This is a genomic window from Vibrio furnissii CIP 102972, assembly GCF_000176175.1.
In the GTDB taxonomy this organism is placed as follows: Bacteria; Pseudomonadota; Gammaproteobacteria; order Enterobacterales; family Vibrionaceae; genus Vibrio; species Vibrio furnissii.
The window spans coordinates 542,540-557,452 of sequence record NZ_ACZP01000014.1 but is presented as its reverse complement, the minus strand read 5'-3'; the positions used below and the strand labels follow the sequence as shown (position 1 = coordinate 557,452).

General features: G+C 52.7%; 10 protein-coding genes. 6 read left to right on the top strand and 4 right to left on the bottom strand.

Annotated features, from left to right (window positions below):
* Window positions 1–105: 105 nt before the first annotated feature.
* The gene (locus VFA_RS12745; protein WP_004727248.1) at window positions 106–1,482 is read right to left on the bottom strand and encodes an aminotransferase-like domain-containing protein; all 1,377 of its coding nucleotides are present in this window, start codon (window positions 1,480–1,482) and stop codon (window positions 106–108) included.
* A gap of 104 nt (window positions 1,483–1,586) precedes the next feature.
* On the opposite strand from VFA_RS12745, the gene VFA_RS12740 reads away from it, so the two are divergent.
* Together VFA_RS12740 and VFA_RS12735 are read left to right on the top strand one after the other, a co-directional pair.
* The gene (locus VFA_RS12740; RefSeq protein ID WP_004727247.1) at window positions 1,587–2,489 is read left to right on the top strand and encodes an EamA family transporter; all 903 of its coding nucleotides are present in this window, start codon (window positions 1,587–1,589) and stop codon (window positions 2,487–2,489) included.
* Window positions 2,490–2,823: 334 nt separating this feature from the next.
* Entirely contained in the window at window positions 2,824–3,441 is a 618-nt protein-coding gene (locus tag VFA_RS12735; protein ID WP_004727245.1) for a YagU family protein, read from the top strand.
* Window positions 3,442–3,593: 152 nt separating this feature from the next.
* Here VFA_RS12735 and VFA_RS12730 read toward each other — a convergent pair whose 3' ends face one another.
* Entirely contained in the window at window positions 3,594–4,850 is a 1,257-nt protein-coding gene (locus tag VFA_RS12730) for an SGNH/GDSL hydrolase family protein (protein WP_004727243.1), read from the bottom strand.
* A 735-nt stretch (window positions 4,851–5,585) separates the two neighbouring features.
* Here VFA_RS12730 and VFA_RS12725 point away from each other — a divergent pair.
* Window positions 5,586–7,808 carry a leukocidin family pore-forming toxin gene (locus VFA_RS12725; protein WP_153811103.1) on the top strand — a complete coding sequence of 741 codons (2,223 nt, stop codon included), beginning with the start codon at window positions 5,586–5,588 and terminating at the stop codon, window positions 7,806–7,808.
* A 91-nt stretch (window positions 7,809–7,899) separates the two neighbouring features.
* Here the strand turns inward: VFA_RS12725 and VFA_RS12720 are convergent, their stop codons facing one another.
* Window positions 7,900–9,189, bottom strand: a complete 1,290-nt coding sequence (locus VFA_RS12720) for a hypothetical protein (protein WP_004727240.1) — start codon at window positions 9,187–9,189, stop codon at window positions 7,900–7,902.
* Window positions 9,190–9,332: 143 nt separating this feature from the next.
* Window positions 9,333–10,049, bottom strand: coding sequence for an NUDIX hydrolase (locus tag VFA_RS12715; RefSeq protein WP_004727239.1), 717 nt, complete (start codon window positions 10,047–10,049; stop codon window positions 9,333–9,335).
* A gap of 388 nt (window positions 10,050–10,437) precedes the next feature.
* Between VFA_RS12715 and pncB the strand changes: the two genes are divergently transcribed.
* The 3 genes from pncB to VFA_RS12700 all read left to right on the top strand — a co-directional run bounded on the left by pncB (window position 10,438) and on the right by VFA_RS12700 (window position 14,913).
* Window positions 10,438–11,745: a nicotinate phosphoribosyltransferase gene (gene pncB / locus VFA_RS12710; RefSeq protein ID WP_004727238.1), complete on the top strand. Its 1,308-nt coding sequence runs from the start codon at window positions 10,438–10,440 to the stop codon at window positions 11,743–11,745.
* Window positions 11,746–12,058: 313 nt separating this feature from the next.
* Entirely contained in the window at window positions 12,059–13,966 is a 1,908-nt protein-coding gene (locus tag VFA_RS12705) for a BCCT family transporter (protein WP_004727237.1), read from the top strand.
* Window positions 13,967–14,145: 179 nt separating this feature from the next.
* On the top strand, window positions 14,146–14,913 hold the full coding sequence (locus VFA_RS12700; protein WP_004727236.1) for a DeoR/GlpR family DNA-binding transcription regulator: 768 nt from the start codon (window positions 14,146–14,148) through the stop codon (window positions 14,911–14,913).

The window sequence follows — 14,913 nt, the reverse complement described above, 5'->3', positions numbered from 1 at the left end:
CAGCACGTTATTCACGGCACCAGAAGTGTAGAAGCTGTTTTTTGCGCTGTCTATATTTTGTCCAACCGAGCACCGAGATTCTTAATCGCAAGACAGGCATTGCCTTTAAACAGTCTGGTGTTGAGCAATCAAGCGCATCAGCTGCGCCAGTTGGTCTTCAATCGCCGTTGTGGGCGCAAAACCAATGTTGATGCGCAAGCAATTCTGATAACGCTCCGATTCAGTAAACCAAGGGCCAATGCGAATATCGAGCTGCATTTGTTCAGCGGCATCGCCGACCGCTTGGGCATCGAGGCCGGGGATTTGCATCCATAACACCAAGCCGCCATCCGGTTGGGTGATGGTGCTGCCGGGCGGCAAATGCTCACTCAAGTACTGGAGATAGTAGGCTTTGTGTTGATTGAGTTGATAGCGCACTCGTTTGAGATGGCTCGCGTAAGCGCCTGACTCAATAAAATCGGCCAACGCATACTGAACCAGTGTGGGCACCCCCAGTGCCCGTTTGAGATAGGGCTGAAAGTAACGCCCCGGACGACACCAACCCAACCGGTAGCTGGGAGACAAGGTTTTCGATACCGAGCCACACCACAGCATGTACCCCCCTTCATCGTAGTAGGCCGCGGGCAATGGCGGTTGATGACGATGGGGCAGCTCCAAATACACATCATCTTCGATGACCGGAATGCGATAGCGGTTGGCGAGTTGTGCCAAGCGTTGCTTTTGTTGGCTGGAGAGTGTGATGCCTTGCGGATTCATGTGGGTGGTACAGAACAACCCGGCTTGCACCGTCCCGCGTTGCAGGTGCTGTTCAAATTGGTCGAGGTCAATGCCCTCTGCCAACGAAGGAATTTCGAGGATGCGCAGCGACAACTGCGACAGCAGATCGAGCAAACCGTTGTAGCAGGGGGAGCTGATGGCGACCGTATCGCCGGGTTGGGTACACACCATCAGCGCCGTTTTGACGCCATCCATACAGCCGTGCGTGATCACCAATTCTTCGCCGTTGAGGGCAAAGCCGCTGTGGGTGAAATGCTGGGCCAGCGCATTGAGTAGCGCGGGTTCACCTTGTGGTGCGGGGTAGTAGGTGAGCTGAGGGCTGGCCCGTTTCATCGCCCGGCGCAGGCTGCGATCCAGCGCTTGTTGGGCTGTTTTATCCAATTGCAGACGTGAGGTGCCCAGCGGGCCGCAAGGCGCGAGCGTGCGGTGACGAATCGTGGTTGGCGTGGTCACTTGGCTGCGAAAAGGGGGCCAACTGGGCGTGGGGGCGATGGTGTGTTGCTCGGCAATAAAGAACCCCGCTTGCGGGCGCGCAATCAACCAGCCTTGCGCTTCGAGTTCGGCATAACAGCTCACCGCCGTTGAGACGCTCACCCCTTGCTGGTTGGCAAACTGGCGCAATGACAACATGCGATCGCCCGGGCTGAGCTTTCCCGCCTCAATATCGTGAATGAATTTCTCTGCCAGTTGTTTATATCGCGCCATGCGGTCACCAAATTGTACTGGTTAAATTTTAATAAATTGTATCTGTACTGTTTTTGTTCGGCAAGGGAGACTGAGTGTTCTATAAAACAGGAAGGAGAACACCCATGCAGGGACGAGATTTACTGCTCATCATCAGTGTGATGGCCATCTGGGGCTTTAATTTTTCGATGATCAAACTGGGCGTCAGCGAGATGGATCCGCTGTTGATTGCTGCCGCGCGCTTTTTCTGCGCCACTTTTCCCATCATCTTTTTTGTGCGCAGACCCACGGTGCCGTGGCGCTATTTGATGGCGTATGGCGTGGTGTTTGGTACCGGAATCTGGGGCATGGCGTCGTGTGCCATCACGTGGGGTTTGTCCTCTGGCATGGCGTCGGTGCTGCTGCAAACGGATGTACTGACTACGGTGCTAGTGGGGGTGTTGCTTTACAAAGAGGTGATTTCTCCGCGCATGGCTGCAGGCATTGTGGTGTCGGTGGCTGGATTGGTGGTGTCGATCATGTACACCAATGGCAATGTCACGTTTGCTGGCGTGGTGTTGATTCTGATCGCTGCGATCTGTTGGCCGCTGGCTGGCGTGATTGTGCGCGCATCGGGCACGCGTTCTGCGTTTGCGTTCAACATTTGGGGCATGCTATTTGCGCCGCTCCCGCTGGTGGCGCTCAGCGTGGGAATTAACGGATGGGAGGTGTTGAGCACCACGTATCAGCAATGGAACAGCAATGCGTGGCTGTCGGTGCTGTTTCAGGCTTACCCAACGACAGTGTTTGGTTACTGGGTGTGGAACAAGATGGTGTTGAAATACCCGATGAGCCAATTGGCACCCATGACGTTGTTGGTGTCGGTGTTTGCGCTGCTGAGCGGGTACGCGCTGTATGATGAACAGTTGTCCATGGCGCAATGGGTATCGTGCAGCACGTTCTTATTGGGGATTGGTCTGGTGCTGTATCCGCAGCGCAAACCGGTGGGATCGGTAGGCAAGTCGGTGGCGAATCCTTCGGCGTTGTAACGCACCGTTGGCTTACCTGATTTCATGTGGGCGTTTTAATCAGCCTGTATGCCTTTCAAATCACATTTCTTGCAGCCGCATTCGGTGTCTTTGGTGCGGCGTTTTCGATGCTTTGGGCGGGGTTCATCGATGACATACGCCCTTTGCGATGCTCGTGAACGGGTCAATCTCGCATAAGAATCTATTCATCTCTTGAAATATTCCATTTATTTACATAACCAACAATAGTCGACTTTGTCACAACTTTTTGACTTAGATGTGTGTTCTTTTATTGATTTAGGTGATATGGTTCACATTGTTTTATATGTAACAGTTTGTTAATGGGAATAAAAATATGAATTTATTTGAACAAACCGATCCGTCACGTCGACGTTATGGCTTGGCTGCCTTTATTGGCTTAATCGCGGGTGTTGTGTCCGCTTTCGTGAAATGGGGTGCTGAAGTTCCGCTTCCACCGCGCAGTCCAGTGGATATTTTCCAAGCGGCCTGTTCGCCAGAATCACTGATTCGTGCGGCTGAAAACATCGACTGCTCACGTAATTTCCTCAATCCACCTTACGTTTTCTTGCGCGACTGGATTGGTGTTGTTGATCCAAACGAAGCCGTTTATACCTTTGCAGGCCACATTTTTAACTGGGTTGGTGTCACACACATTATCTTCTCAATCGTTTTTGCGGTGGGTTACTGCGTGGTTGCAGAACAATTCCCGAAAATCAAATTGTGGCAAGGTCTGTTTGCTGGTGCATTGGCACAAATTGGCGTTCACATGATCACCTTCCCACTGCTGGGTTTGACTCCGCCTGTGATGGAATGGCCATGGTACGAACACGTGTCTGAAATCGTTGGCCACCTGGTTTGGTTCTGGTCGATTGAAATCATTCGTAGAGATCTACGCAACCGCATTACGCGTGAACCGGATCCTGAAGTGGCATTGACGGCCGCAACTCGTTAATTCCGTAGGTTATTGAAAAGGTCGCTGAGGCGACCTTTTTTTATGCGCTCCGTTGGGATGTTTCACTGTTTCCCGGCACATCAAGAAAAGGGCCATTCAGCCCTGCGATAACGCGTTGGCGTTGAATGGCTCCGTGTTTGATGCCCTCGCGCTTAACGCGGGAACTGCGCAACACCAGTCGCCAAAATGTGGTCGGCGATGTAGCGATGCGTTGCCGTGGTGGGGTGAGTCACATCCCAGAACACAAAGCGATCTGAACCGGATGAGGCACACTCGGCAGCCAACGCATGGGTGTAGAGATAATCCGCCGCAGAGCTGCGCTGAATATCAAGACACGGCGCGCTGGCATTATCAAAGCCATGCGCGGCTGGGTCGGCGATCATCTGATCAAACAGCGTGTAGGCGTCAAACAGCGAAATGTTGATGCCCTGCATCTGGAAGTAGCGTGCCTGCTCACGAATGAACGCGTTCATGCCAATCACTTTGGCGCGCACCTCGTCGATGTGTTCCTGCGTTGAATATTGGAACTGCGGCGCGCGCGTGGCATCTGGCAGGGTCAACAGCACCAGATTTTTCGCCCCCGCTTCCACTAAACGAATCAGCGCCGAGCTGTAATCTGCTTTGACGTCGGCCAGTGAACGGTCGTAGTTCATAAAATCATTCAGGCCGAATTCGAGCGTAAATAGCGTGTTCTCCGCACGGTAATTCGGCGCCATTTCCATGTAGGTCAGGTACGAGCTGACCTGCTCATTCACGCCAGTCAGCGCCCAGTATTGATTGCGTCCCGCCGCGCCGCCCACGGCCCAGTTGTAAAGGGGCAGCCCCAAACCTTGCGCCAGATATTCGGTCCAGACAAACCCGTTTGAGAAGTGGCCGACAAACCAAGAGTTCGGATTCGGGAAGCGCCATTGTGAGGCGTTAAAAATATTGCCGGTGTCCGACAGGCTGTCACCAAAGGCGATCACCTTATTGATTTTGCTTGGCGCGTTGGCGACATCGTTGCTCCAGATGGTGTGGTTATAAGAAAAACGGGTGTCGGCTGCGGCATAGGTGATGTCGGCAGTATCGTGGGTGAGGCCCAGCGTCTCTTCACAGCGCTGCAGGATGGTGTCGGGCTGAGTCTCGGTGTAGAACATATTTTTGTAACTCACGGAGGACCACCAGTAGCCATCAATGGTGAAATCACTGCCGTCCGCGTTCTTTGCCCACTCCCAGGTGGTGTACGGATCGTTGTGCGTCGCCGCCGGACGATACCAGCAGCGAACATAGGTGTACGTTGGGCTGCCCAGCGTCTGGGCCGAATCCGCTTCAGATGGCGCCATGAGCGGTGCTGGGGTGATGTCGTTTGCCAATACCGCTGGCGCAATGGCGCTGAGGCTCGCAATCAGCAGAGTGTGTTGTAATGTCATCGTGTCTCTTCTTATTGTGTTGGTTGTATGGCTGATTCAGCGTCGGGTCTGTGTACCCGATGACCGAATCAGCCATGGTTAGCCACTGACCTTCTGGTCGGAGGTGTTCAATGTGATATCTATTCACACCACTAATGCAATTGAAAGCATAAGGCGTGGTGCTTGGGAGGAAGATCATGCTTGAATGTGCATTTGTTCATCGGCATGAATAAATTCGGACAAAAAAACAACGTTTATTTTTATTTGAAGGATGCAATGAGAAAATATGAACAATAATAAAATGAGTGCGAGTTATTTCGCCTTATCTAAATTAGTGTGTGTAAAATAAGTAAATAATAAAACAATGATCGCTAAATTAAATATTGATGAATTATTTGTGTTTTTATTCGCCATGTTAAAGAAATCTGTTTAAAACAAATTTAAAACGTGATCTTGTGCGATGCTTTTTGTGAATCAGCTTTATTTGTAATGCACTTCCTTATATTGATCACTTGAGCGTCAGCAGATTTACCCCATCTTTGTAGACCTGAACAGCCTTCCTGCGGTTGTGGCGCTCACGTTGACTCACTGAACGAGTCAGTTTACTAACCAATTGAATAATAAAATCTAGCCCTCTATTCTGAGCGGCTTGGAGCGGTTTCCTATTGTCTGTCGACAAGGGGAAAGCCTATTAATAATAAACCATTCTATTTGACGTGATTACGTGAAGTAGAATGAAAATAATAAAGGGCACCTATGCGAAAACTAAATTCTTATGCAGCAACTACGTTGGTATTATGTTCACTTTCAACAAGTGGCGATGCGTTGGCCGATATCCATGATCCGGTTGGCGAAGCCGTTTCTATTTTGAGTCAGGTTTCTGATTCGAGTCAGATTAATTATTTCAACGCGCAATATTGGCAGGAAAACGATTCCGATATGCCAACTCTGGCACAATTGCGTCAATTCGTTGTGCAAGAGAAACAACGTATTTTGATGGATTTCAGCCAGATCGAAAATAACGAAGAGCGCGCAGTGATGCAGGCGCTGTTTCGTCAGCAATATGGCATGAGCTTTGCGAGCCGGTTCGTCTTGGTGACCGAACATAAAGGGGAACTGCTGTTTACGCCGTTTGATGCGGCGGATGACGTCAACCCTGCTTTGCTGGAAGCGCCGGCCGCCAAGCGAGTACGCCGCTCACTGTCGGATAGCCAGCGCGTCAGTGGTGGTGAAACCAATACACTGCCGCATGTGGCGTTCTATATTAACGTCAACCGCGCGATCAGCGACGAAGAGTGTACCTTTGATAATTCTTGGTTATGGAAGAGTGACAAAGGGCGCCGCTCATTCTGTCACGATGCCAACATCTCCCTGATTTATCGCGTTAATCTGGAACGTTCACTGCAATATGGCATTGTCGGCTCGGCGACACCGGATGCGAAAATTGTTCGCATCAGTTTGGATGATGACAGCACGGGCGCGGGCATTCATCTCAACGATCAACTGAGTTACCGCCAGTTCGGCGCCGATTACGTGACGTTGGATGCCTATTTCCGCGAATGGTCGACCGATGCGATTGCGCAGGATTATCGCTTCGCCTTCAATGCCTCCAACAACAAAGCGCAAGTTCTCAAAACGTTTCCGGCCAGCAACGTCAACGCCAATTTTGAGCGCAAAGAAGTGTCTGGGTTTGAGCTGGGCGTGTCGGGCGGCGTGGAAGCCGACAGCAAAGGGCCGAAAGGCAAGCTCGAAGCGCGCGCGAGTTACTCGCAGAGCCGCTGGCTAACGTTCAATACGCAGGATTACCGTATTGAACGCGCCACTAAAAATGCGCAGAACATTAGCTTTAGTTGGGCGCGCCAGCAGTATGCTACTGCGGAATCGCTGCTGAACCGCTCCACCGATGCGTTGTGGGTCAATACCTATCCGCTGGATGTGAACCGCATCAATCCGATCGGCTACGCCAGCTTCGTGCCAAAAATGGACGTGATTTACAAAGCGTCACCAAGCGAGAGTGGTTCGACCGAGTTTGTGATTGATTCTTCAGTCAATATTCGCCCGATCTACAATGGCGCGTACAAACACTACTATGTCGTCGGCGCGCATCAGTCGTATCACGGTTTTGAAGACACACCGCGTCGCCGCGTGACCAAATCCGCCAGTTTTACCGTCGACTGGGATCATCCGGTATTTACCGGGGGTCGCCCGGTGAATCTGCAATTGGCCAGCTTTAATGATCGTTGCGTCACGGTGCAAGCTGACGGCACGCTGACGGCCAGCACGTGTGACAACCAAATCGCAAGTCAATCGTTCATCTACGATCAACTGGGCCGTTATGTGAGTGCGCTCGACACCAAACGTTGTCTGGACGGCAATGCGTTGGATGCGCTGCAAGCATGTAATCAGAGTCTCAGCCAACGCTGGGAGTGGCAAGAGGGCAGTGACGCGCTGACCAACGTCTACAGTGGCGAAACGCTGGGGCACGATACGGCAACGGGTGCACTGGGCTTGTATGCTTCCGCCAGTGACAGCGTCAGCCTGCGCACCATCACCGCCTACACTGATGTATTTAACCAGCAGCAAACCTCGCCGGTATTGGGGCTGGCGGTGGGGCAGCTTAACGCACAACCGTTGAGTGCGGAAGGCACCCTGTTTGTGCGCTCGGGAGCGGCGATCGATGCGCTCGGTACCGCAGAAGGGTTGATGGTCGGTGGCAGCGGCGGCTCGCTGAGCCAAGTGGATTTGCGCCAAGTGCAATCGGTGGTCGCGACTTCAGGCGATTTTAACTACGGCGGACAGCAACTGCTGGCGCTGACGTTGACGTATCTTGACGGCAGCGTGCAGACGCTTGGGTCAAAACAGTACGGCACCCATCTGCATGAGGATCGTTTTGATGTGCCGGCAGGCCAGTCCATCACGGCGGTTAAAATTTGGGCCGACAACTGGTTGGTCAAAGGGCTGCAACTGGAACTGAATTAACTGAGAACTGAACTCAGTCGATTCGGAATGAACAATCCCCGCCATTTGGCGGGGATTTTTTGATTCAACCCTCACCATCGATAGTGGGGCATCAACCGTGCGTGTAGAACCACAACACGCCGCTACACACCAGATACATCACCCCAATGTAGCGCCAGTTGGCATGCAGCAACGCTTTCGCGCTGATGTCGTAGCGCGATTGAATACTGAGTTGAACGCCAGAAAATGGCGACAGCGTAATGCCCAGCGACCAGCCCATCAGCAGGGTCATGCCGAGTAAATCCGGATCGCTGACGGTCGGCGAGAGTACACTCCCTGCCAGCACCACGCTGGTGACCGGATGCATGCCGCTGAGGGCGAGCAGTGCCAATACCACCAAAGTGAGGCTGGCTTCCAGCGCGCCGAACTGAGTGGGCGCAAGCTGAATCTGCGTTGCTGCCAGTGCCGACGCTACGCCTGCTGCCAGCATGGCTGCGGCAGCAAACAGCACAACTTCTCCGGCCGAACCCGCCACGCCGGAGGTAATGTGATTGCGCGCGCTGTAGAGCCCTAATTTGCCTTTTTTTAGCAGCAACCAACTGCCTGTAAACACAATCGCGGTGAGCGTCACCAAGGACAACACGCTGATGTGTGGATACAGCGTGTGACCGGACATCACCACCAGCGCCAGCAGCCCCGGCATCCACAGCGACGAAAACGAAATCGGGTAGCCGTTCATCTGCTCGGCATCCGAGCGGCGGGTGATCTGCCATGCGCTGAGTGACAGCGCCACCAAGCTCACCGGCAAGCCGTATAACACCAATGTGCCCAGTTGCGTGCCCGGCGCACTGATGAGGGTTAACCCCATCGAAGCGAAAAATGGTGACCAAAACGCGCACGTGGCAAACGCGCGCAGTAACACCAAGCCTTGCGTGGTGGTGAGTTTGTCTTTCGAGGACAATTTGTCGCCAACGATGATCACCGACGACATATTCAGTACCGCGCCAAACAAATGCGCGCCAAACAGCGTGCGCACCAACGCGGATTGACCTTGCGGCAGTTGCTCTCCGGTACGCACACTCTCCATGGCGAAAATGCGCAGAAAACCGACCCCAATCAGCATGGTGACCACGTTTTGGTTGGCTTCGATGGCTTTGAGTAGGTAGTGACTGTCGCTGCCATTCAGTAGGCCATAAATCAGCCCCGCGGTGCCCACGCCAAATAGCAGCAGAATCTGTTTTTTCTGCGCCGGTTTGACGGCGGGTAGGAATAAGCCTGCGGCGATCCAAATCGGAATGCCAGCCCAAAAGCCGGCGATGTGATCAGTCAGTTGGGCGCTCAGCGAAAGGAAAAGGCTCGCCATCAGCAGCCAGCCACCGGTGGCAGCAATCGTTGGATTCATAACTTGTGTGTACGCTCGTGAAGTTGGACGACGTTGAGTGCCGACGTGGCAACGTCCGGAATGGGCGTGATGAAGCGCGAGTCGTCTTGCTGACATCATAATCAGAGCCAGCCACTCACGGCAAGCGATTGCGTGCGGAGCGCTTAGCCGCGCAGACAGGTTTGGAAGTAGGTCACTTCATTGCTGGGCAGGCGATAAACAGTCGCCGGTTTGCCGCCTTTGCCCTTGCTGGAGGCCGCAATCTTGTTGGCGCTGACTATCACGCCCGTATCAATCAGGCGACGTTTGACCGTCATGCGATTCACTTCAACGCCAAACTTGGCGTAAGCCTCGATGATGTCGGCCACCAGAAACTCTTTTTCCAACGAAAACAGAACCACAGACGTATATTCCACCGCTGCGCGCAGCTTTTTCCACGCGTGTTGGATTTGCGCCACATGGTCAAAGGCCAGCGCCATGTCGCCATGGAGCAGCGGTTCGAGATCAAACCAACCAGCGCGACTGCGGTCGATGCCAAAATCTTCGATTTGTTGCACGTTGGATGGGTTGAGCAGCGCGTAATGCGAAATGCTGACGCTCCAGCCATCGGGGTCACGTTTGGGGTTCCCGTCTACCAAGGGGTCGCTGATGAAGTTGGGGTAGGTGTGCACTTTTTGGCGACAAATTCGGCGTCGTGCGGAATCGAAATCTTCATCGGCAGGTTCACCGCCGCTCGCGGTCAGGTCTTCATCGTACACCAAGCCACCCGGAACAGCCCATTTGCCGCAGTCGGGTCGGTTCGGATTACTTCGCTTCACCAGCAGGGTTTGGATCCCCGAAGGGGCCAAGCGAAGGCAAATCATATCAATGGTGACGATCATAGTGTTTTCCCAACGGCAGTGAATCTCTGGCTCGTGTTCATCGCCAGTCGTGTGTTTTGCGCGTGATTCACGCCAGCGTGTTGCAAGTGCGTTGTGTGACGAACAATGGGCTCATTCTAGGCAAGCGATCTGTTTGGGTCAAATGTAAATAACATAATGTGACAAACTAAATTTTATTCAATGCGTTGATGCCTTCCTCGGCTGTAAAGGCTTGGAATCTGATTGTTTTGCATCAATATCCATGATTGATTTGTGGATATGTAACTATTGTTAGGTTTGTCACAAAAGTTGACAAACTTCGTGTGCTCATTTAATGTGCCGGAAATAGTTAGGAACACAATGTTACTAACATGACTAACCCCCATGTCGTGAATTGAAGGAAGGCATCATGAACTCTCGCCTGTTTTCTCCACACATCATCCGCAGTTTGTTGGATCTCGATGCCTATAAAATCAATATGATGCAGGCGATCCACTCCCTCTATCCAGACGCGCAGGTGCGTTACGAACTGATCGTACGCAGTGATGAGGATGTGAGCGAGCTGTTGGAAGAAGTGCGCGATGAGATTCGTCATTTGGCATCCCTGCGTTTCTCGGATGCCGACATTGTGTATCTGAAACAAAGCTCTCCGCATCTGAAAACCTCATTTTTGCAAGCATTACGCTACTTCCATTTTCAGCCGGATCGTCAGGTCGAGTTTGGCGTGATCAAACAAGATGGCAAACATCAGCTGCGCATTGGGATTCAAGGCAGCTGGCGCGATACCATTTTGTACGAAACCATCGTGATGTCGATTGTGTCTGAAGTGCGCAACCGCCGCCGCTGGGCGCAGGTGCCTGCGGAACTGCCATTGCAAGTGCTGGCGGAAAAAGTGCAAAAGCTCAAAGCAGACATTGCAAAGCGAGGCATCACCAATTTCTCGCTCACCGAAATGGGTACTCGTCGCCGTTTCTCCAGCCAAGTGCAACGGGATGTGATGGCGTATTTGGCGCAAGAAATGCCTGAGCTGTTGCTGGGCACCAGCAACTACCATTTTGCGCGCGAGTTTGATCTGAAGCCGATTGGCACCATTGCCCATGAATGGTTTATGGGGCATCAGGCGCTGGTTAATGTGCGTGATTCACAGCGTGTGGCGTTGGAGCAATGGCTGAAAGCGTTCGACGGTCAATTGTCAATTGCGCCCACAGACACGCTGACTATTGACGCGTTCCAAGAAGACTTCAATATGCATCTTGCCAAGGCGTACGACGGCATTCGTCACGACTCGGGCTGCCCATTCAAATGGGGCGATCGCATGTTGGCGCACTACCAAAATATGGGCATCGATCCCGCGTCGAAAGTGTTTATCTTCTCCAACGGCCTGAACTTTGATGAAGCGCTGGATCTGTGTGAATACTTCGCAGGTCGCGTGCGCATTTCGTTTGGCATCGGCACGTTCCTGACCAACGATCTGGGCGGTTGGACCAACGAGCAAGACATCGCTTACCAACCATTGTCGATCGTGATTAAGCTGACCGAATGCAATGGTCGTCCGGTGGCTAAAATCAGCGATGAGCCTGAAAAAGCCATGTGTGAGGATCCGCTGTTCTTGGCCAACCTCAAACGCCGATTCAACATCGAGTTGGATGTTGATGCGCTGATTGAGGAACTCAAACATCAAAAGCGAGCCAAACGGCAGTACATCGCAGCAGCATGATTAGAAAAACGGCGTTCGCGCCGTTTTTTTTCGTCTCGGATTTCCCGGGTTTGCTGCGGTGCTTCACTTGATGCTGCGCTTGAGCCACGCTGACGAGGTCAGATCTTTTCTGCCTCAACGACAGGATGAAATCGGGCGATAATTGTTGTGATTGCGTTGGTTTTTATTCACGTAATTTTTGAATGGTTTTGTTTTTATATATCTGTTTTGTAAGATAATTGTTTTTGATTTTCATCATTAATGATTGCATTTGTGCATTGTTTCACGACGCGTTAAAAGACAATGAAAGGATAATCATCGCGAAGTGAATGGAATGAAAAAATATTTCGAATTGATCGACAAACCCACGTTTTTTGGCGCGCTTGGCCTGCTGTTTCTGGTGGTCGTGCCACTGGCGTTATGGCCAGCAGAAGGCGCAGATTGGATTGCCGTCGCCAAAACCTTTATGACCGACAAGCTCGGTTTTCTCTATCTCTCCTTAGGCCTTGGCGCCATCTTCTTCATGATTTACATCATCTTCAGTGACATTGGGCAAATCAAGCTCGGTGATGCAGATGAAAAGCCCGAATACGGCACGGCGTCGTGGGCGGCGATGCTGTTTTGTGGCGGGATCGGCGCCAGTATTTTGTACTGGGGCATGATTGAGTGGGCGTATTACTACATGGCGCCACCGTTCCAGCTCGAACCCGGCAGCGAAGCGGCGATTCGCTGGGCGGCCACGTATGGGATCTTCCACTGGGGGCCGATTGCGTGGGCAATTTACCTGATTCCGGCGGTGCCGATTGCGTACTTCTTCTACGTGCGAAAGCAGCCGGTGCTGAAAGTCTCGGCGGCGCTGATGCCGATCATCGGTGAAGCGCGCAGCTTTGGGAAAACCGGTAAAGTCATCGACATTCTGTTTATCTTTGGCTTGTTGGGCGGTGCTGCGACCACACTCGGTTTGGCGGCCCCGCTGATCAACGAAGGCATCAGTTACTTGTTTGGCATTCCGGCGACCACCATGTCGCAAATTGGCGTGTTGATGTTGTGTACGGTGATCTTTGCTTACTCGTCGTACAAGGGGATGGATGGCGGCATCAAGGTGCTGAGTAACATCAACTTCTGGGGCGCGATGGCGTTGCTGGCCTTTGTGTTGGTGGCCGGGCCGACCATTTTCATGCTGGAAACCGGCCTGGATTCTGTGGGCCGCATGCTGAGTAATTTCTTCTCCATGGCCACGTGGGCGGAACCGTTTGGTGGTTACGGCACGTTTGAAGACACGCACTTCCCGCAACATTGGACCATTTTCTACTGGGCGTGGTGGTTGGTGTACGCGCCAAGCATGGGCCTGTTTGTGGCCAAGATTTCGCGCGGTCGCACCATCAAACAGATGGTGACGGGGTCGATTTTCTATGGCTCGGCAGGCTGCGCGATGTACTTCATTGTACTGGGTAACTACGGCTTATCGTTGCAGTTGTCGGGGCAGTTGGATGTGGTGGCGATCCTCAATGAAGCCGGTCCAACGGCGGCAATTTTCAGTATTTTGGAACAACTGCCTTTCAGCACGGTGGTGATTGCGGTCTTTACGGTGCTGTGCATCATTTTTACGGCGACCACGTTTGACTCCATCTCCTACATTCTCGCGGCAGTGGTGCAAAACAACGTTGAAGAAGAGCCGATGCGTTGGAACCGTTTGTTCTGGGCCTTTACGCTGTCGGTGATGCCGTCGGTGTTGATGTTCATGGGCGGACTGGCGACGCTGCAAACCGCGGCAATCGTCGGCGGCCTGCCGCTGTTGGTGATTGCGGTGATGTTGATGATGTCGGGTATTCGTGCGGCGAACCTCGATTTGATGCATCAGGAAGGGTATGAGGATCCGGTGATCAACATTGAAGAGTTGCCGGAAATCGATCCTTGGTCGCGCGAAGGGATTGCATTGGCTCGCTTTGAAAAGCTCAAAGCCGAAGCGGTTAATGCTGCGGATCAGGAGCGCGAAAAACGCACCGAGATTTGGGCCATCCAGAAACTGCTGCGCTCTCAAGCGTTAGCCAATAAAGAGCAGGGACTGGAGCCGGAATCGACCTCACAGGACGACCTCGATCGGTTGCAGCAATTGACGGATGAGATGATGGCCATCAAACAATACAAATTGCAGGCGTCTGAAAGCGCGCAGCAGGCGCGGATTGAGTTCAACGAGCTTTTGCGTGAGCGTCAGGCGGAATCTGCGCAAGCACAAGCCTAAATCCACGATTTGCGAATTCGACGATTCGCAGCCCTTTGATCGCAAAGCCAGTTCGAATCGGACTGGCTTTTTTTGTGTCTGCGTATTGCGGATTTTTCAATGCTGCGTGCGATCTTTTACGTGACATCAGGGGTCAATGCGGCATAATGCATTAAAACTGCTTACGTGATTTTAAGTTTATGACCCAAGAAGAGCGCCTGATTCACTTACAAATGCTGATCAAGCAGCAGGGGAAAATGACCCTGACCGACATCTGTGATCAGTTTGGGGTGTCGCGTGATTCCGCGCGACGCGATCTGGTGAAGCTTACCCAGTTGCCGGGCATTCAGCGCATTCGAGGCGGTGCGATGCTGGCGCCAGTGTCGCCGAAAAGCGAACCGTTTGCGGCCAAAACCGTCAGCGCGAGCAAGCATGCGTTGGCGCAGTGCGTGGCATCGATGGTGGATGTGCAGGATTACATTGTGCTCGATACCAGCACCACGTTGGCGCTCGTCCCCGGTTATCTGGCCGCCCCCGCGACCATCGTCACCAACTCAGTCAACACGCTGGCTCAGGTTGAAGAGGGGGCTTCGTATACAGTCCATTTGTTGGGCGGCCATTTTGATCCGTACAGCCGCGCCATTTTGGGCCCGCAGGCCGAGCAGCAAATGGCAGGCTATCATGTCAACAAGGCATTTATTGGCGTGTGCGCCCTGTCTGAGCGCGGCTTGACCACCAATTATGAACAAGAAGCGTCGATGAAACGCGCGATGATGGCGCAAGCGCAGCAGATCATTTTGGTGTGTGAACAGCGCAAAATGGGCACCGAGAATTTTCATCACGTGTGTGATGTGGCGGCGATCGACATGGTGATCACCGACGCGCCACCCGCGCCAGCACTGCAAGAATTATTTGACCGTCACGACATTCAGTGTGTTGTGGCGACCGCACCAGAAGGACAGTTTTGA